At 41.2% G+C, this 12,728-nt stretch carries 14 protein-coding genes; 7 read left to right on the top strand and 7 right to left on the bottom strand.

Annotated elements, in window-relative coordinates:
* Window positions 1–148 precede the first annotated feature (148 nt).
* On the top strand, window positions 149–2,440 hold the full coding sequence (gene pcrA / locus DXN33_RS03735; RefSeq protein ID WP_115904379.1) for a DNA helicase PcrA: 2,292 nt from the start codon (window positions 149–151) through the stop codon (window positions 2,438–2,440).
* A 42-nt stretch (window positions 2,441–2,482) separates the two neighbouring features.
* Window positions 2,483–3,163: a DNA repair protein RadC gene (radC, locus tag DXN33_RS03730; RefSeq protein WP_033688879.1), complete on the top strand. Its 681-nt coding sequence runs from the start codon at window positions 2,483–2,485 to the stop codon at window positions 3,161–3,163.
* On the opposite strand, the gene DXN33_RS03725 is transcribed toward radC, so the two are convergent.
* The 7 genes from DXN33_RS03725 to DXN33_RS03695 all read right to left on the bottom strand — a co-directional run bounded on the left by DXN33_RS03725 (window position 3,160) and on the right by DXN33_RS03695 (window position 7,931).
* Window positions 3,160–3,849 (bottom strand): gamma-glutamyl-gamma-aminobutyrate hydrolase family protein, encoded by a 690-nt coding sequence (locus DXN33_RS03725; RefSeq protein ID WP_049491696.1) that lies wholly within the window; start codon window positions 3,847–3,849, stop codon window positions 3,160–3,162. The two genes, radC and DXN33_RS03725, sit on opposite strands and share 4 nt — an antisense overlap.
* Window positions 3,850–3,866: 17 nt before the next feature.
* Entirely contained in the window at window positions 3,867–4,508 is a 642-nt protein-coding gene (locus DXN33_RS03720) for a redox-sensing transcriptional repressor Rex (protein WP_000653417.1), read from the bottom strand.
* 82 nt (window positions 4,509–4,590) lie between these two features.
* The gene (locus DXN33_RS03715; protein WP_000462491.1) at window positions 4,591–4,806 is read right to left on the bottom strand and encodes a DUF4649 family protein; all 216 of its coding nucleotides are present in this window, start codon (window positions 4,804–4,806) and stop codon (window positions 4,591–4,593) included.
* 7 nt (window positions 4,807–4,813) lie between these two features.
* Complete coding sequence (locus DXN33_RS03710; RefSeq protein WP_000863540.1) at window positions 4,814–5,161, bottom strand: DUF1831 domain-containing protein; 348 nt, start codon at window positions 5,159–5,161, stop codon at window positions 4,814–4,816.
* 4 nt (window positions 5,162–5,165) lie between these two features.
* Window positions 5,166–6,281 carry a cysteine desulfurase family protein gene (locus DXN33_RS03705; RefSeq protein ID WP_115904378.1) on the bottom strand — a complete coding sequence of 372 codons (1,116 nt, stop codon included), beginning with the start codon at window positions 6,279–6,281 and terminating at the stop codon, window positions 5,166–5,168.
* A 9-nt stretch (window positions 6,282–6,290) separates the two neighbouring features.
* The gene (locus DXN33_RS03700; RefSeq protein ID WP_001283818.1) at window positions 6,291–7,250 is read right to left on the bottom strand and encodes a ribose-phosphate diphosphokinase; all 960 of its coding nucleotides are present in this window, start codon (window positions 7,248–7,250) and stop codon (window positions 6,291–6,293) included.
* Between the two features lie 111 nt (window positions 7,251–7,361).
* On the bottom strand, window positions 7,362–7,931 hold the full coding sequence (locus DXN33_RS03695; protein ID WP_115904377.1) for a CYTH domain-containing protein: 570 nt from the start codon (window positions 7,929–7,931) through the stop codon (window positions 7,362–7,364).
* 128 nt (window positions 7,932–8,059) lie between these two features.
* On the opposite strand from DXN33_RS03695, the gene DXN33_RS03690 reads away from it, so the two are divergent.
* The 5 genes from DXN33_RS03690 to mutY all read left to right on the top strand — a co-directional run bounded on the left by DXN33_RS03690 (window position 8,060) and on the right by mutY (window position 12,705).
* Window positions 8,060–8,731: a GTP pyrophosphokinase family protein gene (locus tag DXN33_RS03690; RefSeq protein WP_115904376.1), complete on the top strand. Its 672-nt coding sequence runs from the start codon at window positions 8,060–8,062 to the stop codon at window positions 8,729–8,731.
* Complete coding sequence (locus DXN33_RS03685; RefSeq protein ID WP_000799056.1) at window positions 8,715–9,533, top strand: NAD kinase; 819 nt, start codon at window positions 8,715–8,717, stop codon at window positions 9,531–9,533. The genes DXN33_RS03690 and DXN33_RS03685 overlap by 17 nt, the downstream gene beginning before the upstream one ends.
* Window positions 9,530–10,426 carry an RluA family pseudouridine synthase gene (locus DXN33_RS03680; protein WP_115904375.1) on the top strand — a complete coding sequence of 299 codons (897 nt, stop codon included), beginning with the start codon at window positions 9,530–9,532 and terminating at the stop codon, window positions 10,424–10,426. Before DXN33_RS03685 ends, DXN33_RS03680 begins: the two co-directional genes overlap by 4 nt.
* A 46-nt stretch (window positions 10,427–10,472) precedes the next feature.
* Entirely contained in the window at window positions 10,473–11,447 is a 975-nt protein-coding gene (gene pta, locus DXN33_RS03675; RefSeq protein WP_000451571.1) for a phosphate acetyltransferase, read from the top strand.
* A gap of 82 nt (window positions 11,448–11,529) precedes the next feature.
* Window positions 11,530–12,705 (top strand): A/G-specific adenine glycosylase, encoded by a 1,176-nt coding sequence (gene mutY / locus DXN33_RS03670; protein ID WP_115904374.1) that lies wholly within the window; start codon window positions 11,530–11,532, stop codon window positions 12,703–12,705.
* Window positions 12,706–12,728 lie beyond the last annotated feature (23 nt).

The following is a 12,728-nucleotide window of genomic DNA, read 5'->3' as shown; positions in this document are numbered from 1 at the left end:
ATTTTAAATGAGTTTGGAAATAATATCCAAGCTCATTTTTTATCTAGATATAAGAAGTTGCCTTCTACACGTAACCAGTCTAGGTAAAGATATTTTCCCTAAATTCTGATATAATAGAAATATTGACTTCAAGAGTAAGGAAGAGAAGATGAACGCATTATTAAATGGAATGAATAACCGTCAGGCTGAGGCGGTGCAAACGACAGAAGGTCCCTTGTTGATTATGGCAGGGGCTGGTTCTGGAAAGACCCGAGTTTTGACCCACCGTATTGCTTATTTGATTGATGAAAAGATGGTCAATCCATGGAATATCTTGGCCATTACCTTTACTAATAAGGCTGCGCGTGAGATGAAAGAGCGTGCTTATAGCCTCAATCCAGCTACTCAGGATTGTCTGATTGCGACCTTCCACTCCATGTGCGTTCGTATTTTGCGTCGCGATGCGGATCATATTGGCTACAACCGTAATTTTACTATTGTGGATCCTGGTGAACAGCGAACGCTCATGAAACGCATTCTCAAGCAGTTGAACTTGGACCCTAAAAAATGGAATGAGCGAACTATTTTGGGGACCATTTCTAATGCTAAGAATGATTTGATTGATGATGTGGCTTATGCTGCCCAAGCTGGCGATATGTATACGCAAATCGTGTCCCAGTGTTACACGGCTTATCAAAAAGAGCTTCGTCAGTCGGAGTCGGTTGACTTTGATGATTTGATTATGCTGACCTTGCGTCTCTTTGATCAAAATCCTGATGTCTTGACCTACTATCAGCAGAAGTTCCAGTACATCCACGTAGATGAGTACCAAGATACCAACCACGCTCAGTACCAATTGGTCAAACTCTTGGCTTCCCGTTTTAAAAATATCTGTGTGGTTGGGGATGCGGACCAGTCTATCTACGGTTGGCGTGGTGCTGATATGCAGAATATTTTGGATTTTGAGAAAGATTATCCCCAAGCCAAGGTTGTTTTGTTGGAGGAAAATTACCGTTCCACCAAAACAATTCTCCAAGCGGCCAACGAGGTCATTAAAAATAATAAAAACCGTCGCCCTAAGAATCTCTGGACCCAAAATGCTGATGGGGAGCAAATCGTTTACTATCGTGCCGATGATGAGCTGGATGAGGCTGTATTTGTGGCTAAAACTATTGATGAACTTGGTCGGAGCCAAAATTTCCTTCACAAGGATTTTGCAGTTCTCTATCGTACTAACGCCCAGTCTCGTACTATTGAAGAAGCCCTGCTCAAGTCAAACATTCCTTATACCATGGTTGGCGGAACTAAGTTCTACAGCCGTAAGGAAATCCGCGATATTATCGCTTACCTCAATCTTATTGCTAATTTGAGTGACAATATCAGTTTTGAACGTATTATCAACGAACCGAAACGTGGAATTGGGCCAGGTACAGTTGAGAAAATCCGGGACTTTGCGAATATGCAAGACATGTCCATGCTAGATGCTTCAGCCAATATCATGTTATCTGGTATCAAGGGTAAGGCAGCTCAATCTATCTGGGATTTTGCCAATATGATTCTAGATTTACGAGAGCAGCTAGATCAATTAACTATTACAGAGTTGGTTGAGGCCGTCCTAGAAAAAACAGGTTACGTCGATATTCTAAATGCTCAAGCGACTTTAGAAAGCAAGGCTAGGGTTGAAAATATTGAAGAGTTCCTTTCTGTGACGAAAAACTTTGATGACACCTCTGATGGGCCAGAAGAGGAAACTGGTCTGGATAAACTGAGTCGTTTCTTAAATGATTTGGCCTTAATTGCAGACACAGATTCAGGTAGTCAGGAGACATCAGAAGTGACCCTGATGACCCTACACGCTGCCAAAGGTCTCGAGTTTCCAGTTGTCTTTTTGATTGGGATGGAAGAAAATGTCTTTCCGCTTAGCCGTGCAGCTGAAGATCAAGATGAATTGGAAGAAGAACGCCGTCTGGCCTATGTAGGAATTACGCGTGCAGAGAAAATTCTCTATCTGACCAATGCCAACTCGCGTCTGCTTTTCGGTCGCACCAACTACAACCGTCCTACTCGATTTATTAACGAAATTAGTTCAGACTTGCTTGAGTATCAAGGTCTGGCTCGTCCAGCAAATACAAGCTTTAAGGCATCTTATAGCAGTGGTGGTCTTGCCTTTGGTCAAGGTATGAGTTTGGCTCAAGCTCTTCAAGAACGGAAACGCAATGCTGCACCAAAATCTATCCAGTCAAGTGGTCTCCCATTTGGTCAATTTACAGCTGGAGCAAAATCAGCGTCTAGCGAGGCAAATTGGTCCATTGGTGATATTGCCCTCCACAAGAAATGGGGAGAGGGAACCGTTCTGGAAGTTTCAGGTAGCGGTGCTACGCAGGAATTGAAAATCAATTTCCCAGAAGTAGGTTTGAAAAAACTTTTGGCTAGTGTAGCCCCAATTGAGAAAAAAATCTAATTTTCCATCCTTCTCACGAATAATAAAGTGAGGAGGATTTTTATGTATAGTATTTCATTCCAAGAAGATTCACTATTACCAAGAGAAAGACTGGCCAAAGAAGGAGTTGAAGCGCTCAGTAATCAAGAGTTGCTAGCTATTTTACTAAGGACAGGAACACGTCAAGCTAGCGTTTTTGAAATTGCCCAGAAAGTCTTGAATAATCTTTCAAGCCTAACAGATTTGAAAAAAATGACCCTGCAGGAATTGCAGAGTCTATCTGGTATCGGCCGTGTTAAGGCCATAGAGTTACAAGCTATGATTGAACTGGGCCATCGTATTCACAAGCATGAGACCCTTGAGATGGAAAGTATTCTCAGCAGTCAAAAGTTGGCCAAGAAGATGCAGCAGGAATTGGGCCATAAAAAACAAGAGCACCTGGTGGCGCTCTATCTCAATACTCAAAATCAAATCATCCATCAACAGACCATTTTTATCGGTTCAGCTACTCGCAGTATCGCTGAACCACGTGAGATTCTTCATTATGCTATCAAGCATATGGCGACTTCACTCATCTTGGTCCACAATCATCCTTCAGGAGCGGTAGCGCCTAGCCGAAATGATGATCATGTCACTAAACTTGTTAAAGAAGCTTGCGACCTGATGGGGATTGTCCTCTTGGATCATTTGATTGTCTCACATTCTAGTTACTTTAGTTACCGTGAAAAGACAGATTTAATTTAAAGTTCATTTACGACATAGTCAAAGAGATTTTTATCTTTGGGACGATTTTCAAAAAGAAACTCTGGGTGCCACTGGACACCGAGAAAGGCAATGTCATCCGTACTCGTAACAGCTTCAATGATACCATCTTTAGGATCATGAGCCACAACTTTTAAGTTGGGGGCTAAATCCTTGATACTCTGGTGGTGGAAGGAGTTGATATGGGAAATTTCTCCATAGATTTCTCGAAGAACTGTATCAGGCTCTGTCACCAAGCGTTGAGTTGTGTATTCGGCGGAACAATCCTGCCAATGGTCTTCGATATCTTGGTACAAAGTTCCACCCATGGCAACGTTAAAGAGTTGAGTTCCACGACAGACAGAAAAAATTGGCTTTTTCTGTTTAATAGCTTCCTTGATGAGGGCCAGTTCAAAGATATCTCTTTGAAGATGGTAGTCATCGCTATCAATGGTTTTGGCTTCATCATAGAATTTTGGATCGACATTTTGCCCACCTGTCAAGATGAGCTTGTCAATCATACTGATATAGTGGCTAGCCATTTCTTGATCACCAATCGGTAGGATGATGGGAATCCCTCCAGCGTCTTTAACGCCTTCAACAAAGCCTTTTGCTACGTAGCTCATCATGATGTCATCATCTGGATGAGTTTTTTCGTTTCCTGTAATCCCAATAACTGGTTTTTTCATAAAATGATTTTCGCTTTCTAATCCTCTTTTCGCATGAAATAGAGGAGGGTTTGGAGTTCACTTGTCAAATCGACATACTGAACGACCACGTCTTTTGGTAAATGTAGATGGACTGGTGAAAAACTGAGAATTCCTTTCACGCCAGCATCCACCAAGAGATTAGCAACCTCTTGTGACTTAACGCTGGGAACGGTCAGGATAGCAGTCTTGACATCAGCATCCTTGATTTTATCCTTGATTTGAGAAATCCCGTAAATGGGAATTCCATCAGGAGTTTGGGTACCGACTTCGGGATGGTCATCTAGGTCAAAGGCCATGATAATCTTCATCTTGTTGCGCTCATGGAAGCGATAGTGGAGAAGGGCATGGCCCATATTTCCAATACCTACCAGCATGACATTGGTGATGGAGTTATCATTGAGCAAATCGGCAAAAAATGTCATCAGTTTTTTGACATCATAGCCAAAACCACGACGACCTAGTTCACCAAAATAGGAAAAATCACGACGTACGGTCGCGGAATCAATACCGATAGCCTCTGCAATTTGCTTAGAGTTGGCACGTTCAATCTTTTCTGCATGAAATCTCTTAAAAATTCGATAGTAGAGAGAGAGTCTTTTTGCTGTAGCTTTTGGAATAGCAGACTGTTTATCTTTCACAAAATCACAACCTTTCTATTCTTCTATTTTATAGAAACATTGTGAAAAAATCAACAAAAACAAGAAAAAACTAAGAAAAATCTTAGTTTTGATGTAAAAAATCTGCATGTGATAGAAAACGGTAGAGGTCTCCGACCAGTCCTTGGTAAACTTCTTGCCCTTTAAAGGTCAAAGAAGTTACATAAAGTGTATCTGGCAGAGTCACACATCCTGACAGAGCCAGCATGAGAGCCTCATAATCCTCATACTTGAGAGTGCGCTCTACATGATAGCTGTCCTTATAGGTCAGTTCAAACATTTTGGCTCTATCTTTCCGATTTTGTAAAGACACCACGTTCTACCAAGCTATCCATGAGGAAATAGAATTTTTCCTGATGAATGTGGTGGTCTTCTGATTTGAAAATATCAACTAGACGTAGCCCAAACTTGTCAGTGATATTGATTTTAGCACCTGTAAGTTCCTTGTTAATGATGATTTTGAGCTGGAATCCCTCACCGCTGTTCGGAACTTTTTCCAAAAGGCGAGTCAATTCATAGTTACCAACCTTAGTCTCAAAAAAGGTGTTGTCCTTAAGGGTGAATTTTTTAACAGAAGGGCTAAGAGTGTAGTCGTAGCGACAATTTTTTAACTGAATGGTTTTTTCAAATGCCATATGGCTAACCTCCGATAATTTCTTTTAAGGTTTTTGCGAGGGTTTGTAGGTCTTCAACAGTATTTTGTGGTGAGAGACTGATACGAACGGATTCCTTCAAGCGTTCTGAATTTGCCCCGTACATGGCTTCAAGAACATGGCTGGATTGTACAATGCCCGCAGTGCAGGCTGAGCCAGTAGAGATTGAAATTCCAGCCAAATCTAGACGAAGGAGTAAGAGGTCATTTTTCTGGCCAGGAAATCCAATATTGAGAACATAAGGGAGATGGTGATCGCTTCTATTCAGGTAATATTGAATGCCCTCTAGCTCTGTCAGAAAGGCAGTTTCTAGATTTTGTACATGTTGAAAATGTTCTTCTTGTTTTTCTAGGTCTTCTTTTAGGGCTGCAACCATGCCTATGATGGCAGCTAAATTTTCAGTCCCTGCTCGTTTTTTCTGTTCTTGGTCTCCGCCATGTAGATAGGAATCAAAGTCCATGCTAGAAGCGTAGAGAAAGCCGATTCCCTTAGGACCATGGAATTTATGGGCAGAAGCGGTGAGAAAATCAATGCCCAATTCTTCGAGGTGAATTGGTATTTTACCAATAGCTTGAACTGCATCAACATGATAGGCAGCAGGGTGTTGTTTGAGTATTTGGCCAATTTCAGCAATGGGAAGTAGGTTTCCTGTCTCATTATTAGCAAACATGGTAGAAACCAAAATCGTATCATCACGTAAAGACTTTTGAATTTGTTGGGCTGTGATTTCTTGATTTTCTGGCTGGATAATGGTTGCTTCAAAACCAAAGTGTTGAACCAAGTAATCAATCGTTTCAAGGACGGCATGGTGCTCAATGGCAGTTGTGATGATATGTTTTCCTTGTTCTTGGTGACGAAGGCAGTAGCCAACGATAGCAGTATTGTTGCCTTCAGTTCCACCAGAAGTGAAAAAGATATGCTGAGGTTTTGTCCCCAGTAACTGAGCTAGTTCCTGACGGGCTTCTCGCAAGAGTTTGCCAGCTTGACGACCATGACTATGAATACTAGAAGGGTTTCCGTGGGTTTCTTGCATAACCTTGGTCATGGCTGAAATAGAAACTGCTGACATGGGAGTCGTTGCAGCATTGTCCAAATAAATCAAAGAATCACCTTATTTCTTTTTATTGTAGGCAAAGAGTGGGCTGACTGGTTTTCTTTCGTGGATACGGACGATGGCATCACCAATTAACTCACTAGCAGTGATGTAGCATACGTTTTTAGGAGTTTTTTCTTTTGTTGCTACTGAATCAGTCACAAGAATTTCTTTAATATTAGTATTGTCAAGAAGTTCAGCAGCTCCTTCGACGAAGAGACCGTGGCTAGAAACAGCATAAATTTCTGTAGCTCCTTCACGTTCAACGATTTTGGCAGCTTCAGAGAAGGTACGTCCTGTATTAAGGATATCGTCAATTAAAATAGCTTTCTTACCTTCAACATCACCGATGATATAACCTTCGTTGCGAGTTGCATCGTCTTGTGGGTAGTCGATAATGGCGATAGGAGCATCAAGATACTCAGCCAAGCTACGAGCACGTTTTACCCCTGAATTTTTAGGGCTAACGACAACAACATCTGAGCCAAGGAGCCCCTTATCGCAGTAATGTTTGGCAAATAGGGGCACTGTGAAGAGGTTATCAACAGGAATATCAAAGAAGCCTTGAACCTGAACGGCATGCAAATCAAGCGTAAGGATACGATCGACACCAGCCTTAACTAGCATATTGGCAACTAGTTTCGCTGTAAGTGGCTCACGAGGTGAAGCAATGCGGTCTTGACGTGCATAGCCAAAATATGGAAGGACAACGTTGATACTGTGGGCACTTGCGCGCACACAAGCGTCGACCATGATCAACAATTCCATTAGGTGGTTGTTAACAGGGAAGCTTGTAGACTGGATGATGTAAACATCATAACCACGGACACTTTCTTCGATATTCACTTGGATTTCTCCGTCTGAAAATTGACGTGATGATAGTTTTCCAAGCGGTACACCAACAGCTTGTGCAATTTTCTGTGCAATCTCTTGGTTAGAGTTGAGTGCGAAAAGTTTCATGTTTTTTCTATCTGACATTATAGACCGTCCTCTGTAAACTTTTTAAATCCTAGCCATATCTGTCTAGCCTATATGAACTAGGATTTTTGTATTTTATCTTTTCTATTTTACCAAAAAATAGAGATTATTTCAGCTATTTTTCATGCTTTTGACAAATCGGACCAATTTTGAAGGGGCTTTTTGGTAGGAAATCTGATTTTCCTCTAAAAATTGCTGGAAATCTTGTTTCCCTTGCTCGTGATTCTCAACTTCAAGCTCTAATTCGTAATCTGTAATATCAAAGTACTGACTTTCATCCAGCGCCATGAGACCAATAGCTGTTTGCATTTCATAGCGAAGCGTTGTTAGACAACCAAGGATCTGCCATTCACTAGTTTTAATACCATGTTTCGCCAATTCTTCCAGTACTAGCCCCTGAGGAAGTTCTTTCTTACTCAGATAGTTTTCAGCATCTTTTAGTTGCAATTTTTGGTTGTATTCCATGTTTCCAACACTTTGAGGGACTTTGAGTGTCAATTCTGCCCAGTCTTCAAAGGTTCGAATGCGCATAGCAACTTTCTTTTCTCGCAGTTCAAAATCAGGCGTGTCTATGTAGTAATTTTTTTGAAGAACAGGAGTGACGTCTGTGAACTGGCCTTTTAGACGATTGTATTCATCTTTTTTCAAGAGTGTTTTCAATTCAATTTCTAAATGTTTCATTTTTCTTACCTTTTCTTTATCGTTGAAAGCGGATTTATGGTATAATAAGCATTGTATTTATTGTATATGAATCTGGAGAAAAAATCAAAGATATTTTTGAAGGATAATATGAGAACAAGGGAGAATATATGACCTTAGAATGGGAAGAATTTCTAGATCCTTACATTCAAGCTGTTGGTGAGTTAAAAATTAAACTACGTGGTATTCGGAAGCAATATCGTAAGCAAAATAAGCATTCTCCTATTGAGTTTGTGACTGGTCGAGTTAAGCCAATTGAGAGTATCCAGGAAAAGATGGCTCGACGTGGTATTACTTATGCGACCTTAGAACACGATTTGCAAGATATTGCTGGTTTGCGTGTGATGGTTCAGTTTGTAGATGACGTTAAGGAAGTAGTGGAGATTTTGCGCAAACGTCAGGATATGCGGATCATACAGGAGCGAGACTATATTACTCATCGAAAAGCATCAGGCTACCGTTCCTATCACGTGGTAGTAGAATATACGGTTGATACCATCAATGGAGCCAAGACCATTTTGGCGGAAATTCAAATTCGTACCTTGGCCATGAATTTTTGGGCAACGATAGAACATTCTCTCAACTACAAGTACCAAGGGGATTTCCCAGAGGAAATTAAGAAGCGACTGGAAATTACTGCCAAAATTGCCCATCAGTTGGATGAAGAAATGGGTAAAATTCGAGATGATATTCAGGAAGCCCAGGCTCTTTTTGATCCTTTGAGTAGAAAATTAAATGACGGTGTAGGAAACAGTGACGATACAGATGAAGAATACAGGTAAACGAATTGACCTGATAGCTAATAGAAAACCGCAGAGTCAAAGGGTTTTGTATGAATTGCGAGATCGTTTGAAGAGAAATCAGTTTATACTCAATGATACCAATCCGGACATTGTCATCTCCATTGGTGGGGATGGCATGCTCTTGTCGGCCTTTCATAAGTACGAAAATCAGCTTGACAAGGTCCGCTTCATTGGTGTTCATACTGGACATTTGGGCTTCTATACGGACTACCGTGATTTTGAGTTGGACAAGCTAGTGACTAATTTGCAGCTAGATACCGGAGCAAGAGTCTCTTACCCTGTTCTAAATGTGAAGGTCTTTCTTGAAAATGGTGAAGTGAAGATTTTTAGAGCACTAAATGAAGCCAGTATCCGCAGGTCTGATCGAACCATGGTGGCGGATGTTGTGATTAACGGTGTCCACTTTGAACGTTTTCGTGGAGATGGGCTAACAGTTTCGACTCCGACTGGTAGTACAGCCTATAACAAATCACTTGGCGGAGCTGTTTTACACCCTACCATTGAAGCTTTGCAATTAACGGAAATTGCCAGCCTTAACAATCGTGTCTATCGAACGCTAGGTTCGTCCATTATTGTTCCTAAGAAGGATAAGATTGAACTCATTCCAACGAGAAACGATTACCATACTATTTCGGTTGACAATAGCGTTTATTCCTTCCGCAATATTGAACGAATTGAGTATCAAATCGACCATCATAAGATTCACTTTGTCGCATCACCTAGTCATACCAGTTTCTGGAACCGAGTTAAGGATGCTTTCATCGGCGAGGTGGACGAATGAGGTTTGAATTTATCGCAGATGAGCATGTCAAGGTTAAGACCTTCTTAAAAAAGCACGAGGTTTCAAAGGGACTTTTGGCCAAGATTAAGTTTAGAGGTGGAGCTATTCTGGTCAATAACCAACCGCAAAATGCAACGTATCTATTGGATATTGGAGACCGAGTTATCATCGATATTCCTGCTGAGGAAGGCTTTGAAACCCTAGAAGCTATCGAGAGACCATTAGATATTCTCTATGAGGATGACCATTTTCTAGTCTTAAATAAACCCTATGGAGTGGCTTCTATTCCTAGTGTCAATCACTCTAATACCATTGCCAATTTTATCAAGGGTTACTACGTCAAGCAAAACTATGAAAATCAGCAGGTTCACATTGTGACCAGACTTGATAGGGACACTTCTGGTTTGATGCTCTTTGCCAAGCACGGCTATGCCCACGCACGATTAGACAAGCAGTTGCAGAAGAAGTCCATTGAAAAACGCTACTTTGCTTTGGTTAAAGGTGATGGATACTTGGAGTCAGAGGGGGAAATTATTGCTCCGATTGCGCGTGATGAAGACTCCATTATCACCAGAAGAGTGGCTAAAGGCGGAAAGTATGCCCATACTTCTTACAAGATTGTAGCATCTTATGGGAATATTCACTTAGTTGATATTCGCCTGCATACTGGACGAACCCACCAAATCCGAGTCCATTTTTCTCATATTGGTTTTCCTTTGTTGGGAGATGACTTGTATGGTGGTAGTCTAGACGATGGAATTCAGCGCCAAGCCCTGCATTGCCATTACCTATCCTTTTATCATCCATTTTTAGAGCAAGACTTGCAGTTAGAAAGTCCCTTGCCGGATGATTTCAGTAACCTTATTACCCAGTTATCAACTAATACTCTATAAAAAATGATTCAGAGTATAATTATTATTATCTTAAAGGAGAAAACTCATGGAAGTTTTTGAAAGTCTCAAAGCCAACCTGGTTGGTAAAAATGCTCGTATCGTTCTCCCTGAAGGGGAAGAACCTCGTATTCTTCAAGCAACTAAACGCCTGGTAAAAGAAACAGAAGTGATTCCTGTTTTGCTTGGAAATCCTGAAAAAATTAAAATTTATCTTGAAATCGAAGGCATCGAGGATGGTTATGAAGTCATCGACCCTCAACACTACGATAAATTTGAAGAAATGGTTGCTGCCTTGGTAGAACGTCGTAAGGGTAAAATGTCTGAAGAAGATGCACGCAAGGTTTTGGTTGAAGATGTCAACTATTTTGGTGTTATGTTGGTTTACTTAGGATTGGTTGATGGAATGGTGTCAGGAGCGATTCACTCAACAGCTTCAACAGTTCGTCCAGCCCTTCAAATCATCAAAACTCGCCCAAATGTAACTCGTACTTCAGGTGCCTTTCTCATGGTTCGTGGTACGGAGCGTTACCTGTTTGGAGACTGTGCCATCAACATTAATCCAGACGCAGAAGCTTTGGCTGAAATTGCCATTAACTCAGCAATCACAGCTAAAATGTTTGGAATCGAGCCTAAAATTGCTATGCTAAGCTATTCTACTAAAGGTTCAGGATTTGGAGAAAGCGTTGATAAGGTTGTTGAAGCAACTAAAATTGCTCATGACTTGCGCCCTGACCTTGAAATCGATGGTGAGTTGCAATTTGATGCGGCATTTGTTCCAGAAACTGCAGCTCTGAAAGCTCCGGGAAGTACAGTAGCTGGTCAAGCAAACGTCTTCATCTTCCCAGGTATCGAGGCAGGAAATATTGGCTACAAGATGGCAGAACGTCTTGGTGGCTTTGCGGCAGTAGGTCCTGTTTTGCAAGGTTTGAACAAGCCAGTTAACGACCTTTCTCGTGGATGTAATGCTGATGATGTGTACAAGTTGACTCTTATCACAGCAGCTCAAGCAGTTCATCAATAATAATTCAACCTCTTTCCCTTGGGAAGAGGCTTTTTAATACTAGGAAAAGGACAGTTAGAGTCTTCTGTGTTATACTAGAGATATGTTAGATTTGAAAGAATACGGAATCGTCATGTGGCCGGATGAGAAGATTGTTTCTTTCCGTGAGAAACTTCTTACCTGGTATGATGAAAACAAAAGAGATTTACCCTGGCGTAGAAGTAAAAATCCTTATCATATCTGGGTGTCTGAAATTATGCTCCAGCAGACTAGGGTGGATACAGTTATCCCTTACTACGAACGATTCTTGGCCTGGTTTCCAACAGTTGAAAGTTTGGCAACTGCCCCTGAAGAGCGTTTGTTGAAGGCTTGGGAAGGTTTGGGCTATTATTCTCGAGTTCGTAATATGCAGGCTGCAGCCCAGCAGATTATGACTGACTTTGGTAGTCAATTTCCAAACACTTATGAAGGAATTTCCAGCTTGAAAGGGATTGGTCCTTACACAGCAGGAGCCATTTCCAGTATTGCTTTTAACTTGCCTGAGCCAGCTGTAGATGGTAATGTCATGCGTGTTTTGGCGCGTCTATTTGAAGTCAACCACGATATTGGGATTCCAAGTAATCGTAAAATTTTTCAGGCAATGATGGAAATCTTGATTGACCCAGAAAGGCCTGGTGACTTTAATCAAGCTTTGATGGACTTGGGATCAGATATTGAGGCGCCTGTAAATCCCAGACCAGAAGAAAGCCCAGTTAAGGACTTTAGTGCGGCATATCAGAATGGAAGCATGGACCGTTATCCAATTAAGGCTCCAAAGAAAAAGCCAATTCCCATTTATCTTAAAGCCTTAGTTGTGAAAAATTCTCAGGGACAATTTTTACTTGAAAAAAATGAAAGTGAAAAGCTCTTGGCAGGTTTTTGGCATTTCCCACTGGTAGAAGTAGATAACTTTTCACAAGAAGAGCAGTTTGACCTCTTTCACCAGGTTGCAGAAGAAAATGTGAACTTTGGTCCCAGTCCAGAAGAGAGTTTCCAGCAGGATTATGACTTAGATGTTGATTGGCTTGATATTTATTTTGACACTGTCAAGCATGTCTTTAGTCATCGCAAGTGGCATGTTCAAATTGTAGCAGGCCAGGTGACTGACTTTCATAACTTTTCAGATAGGGAAGTTCGCTGGCTTTCACCAGAAGAGTTTAAGAATTACCCACTTGCCAAACCCCAACAAAAAATCTGGCAGGCTTATGCACAAGCCAACTTAGACAATAGCAAAGACTAGCTATTGTGTCTTCTTGTTATTTT

This window comes from Streptococcus sp. NM (genome assembly GCF_003390135.1).
Taxonomy (GTDB): Bacteria; Bacillota; Bacilli; order Lactobacillales; family Streptococcaceae; genus Streptococcus.
The sequence above is the reverse complement of the archived record's forward strand: the minus strand, read 5'-3'. Positions and strand labels throughout refer to the sequence as shown.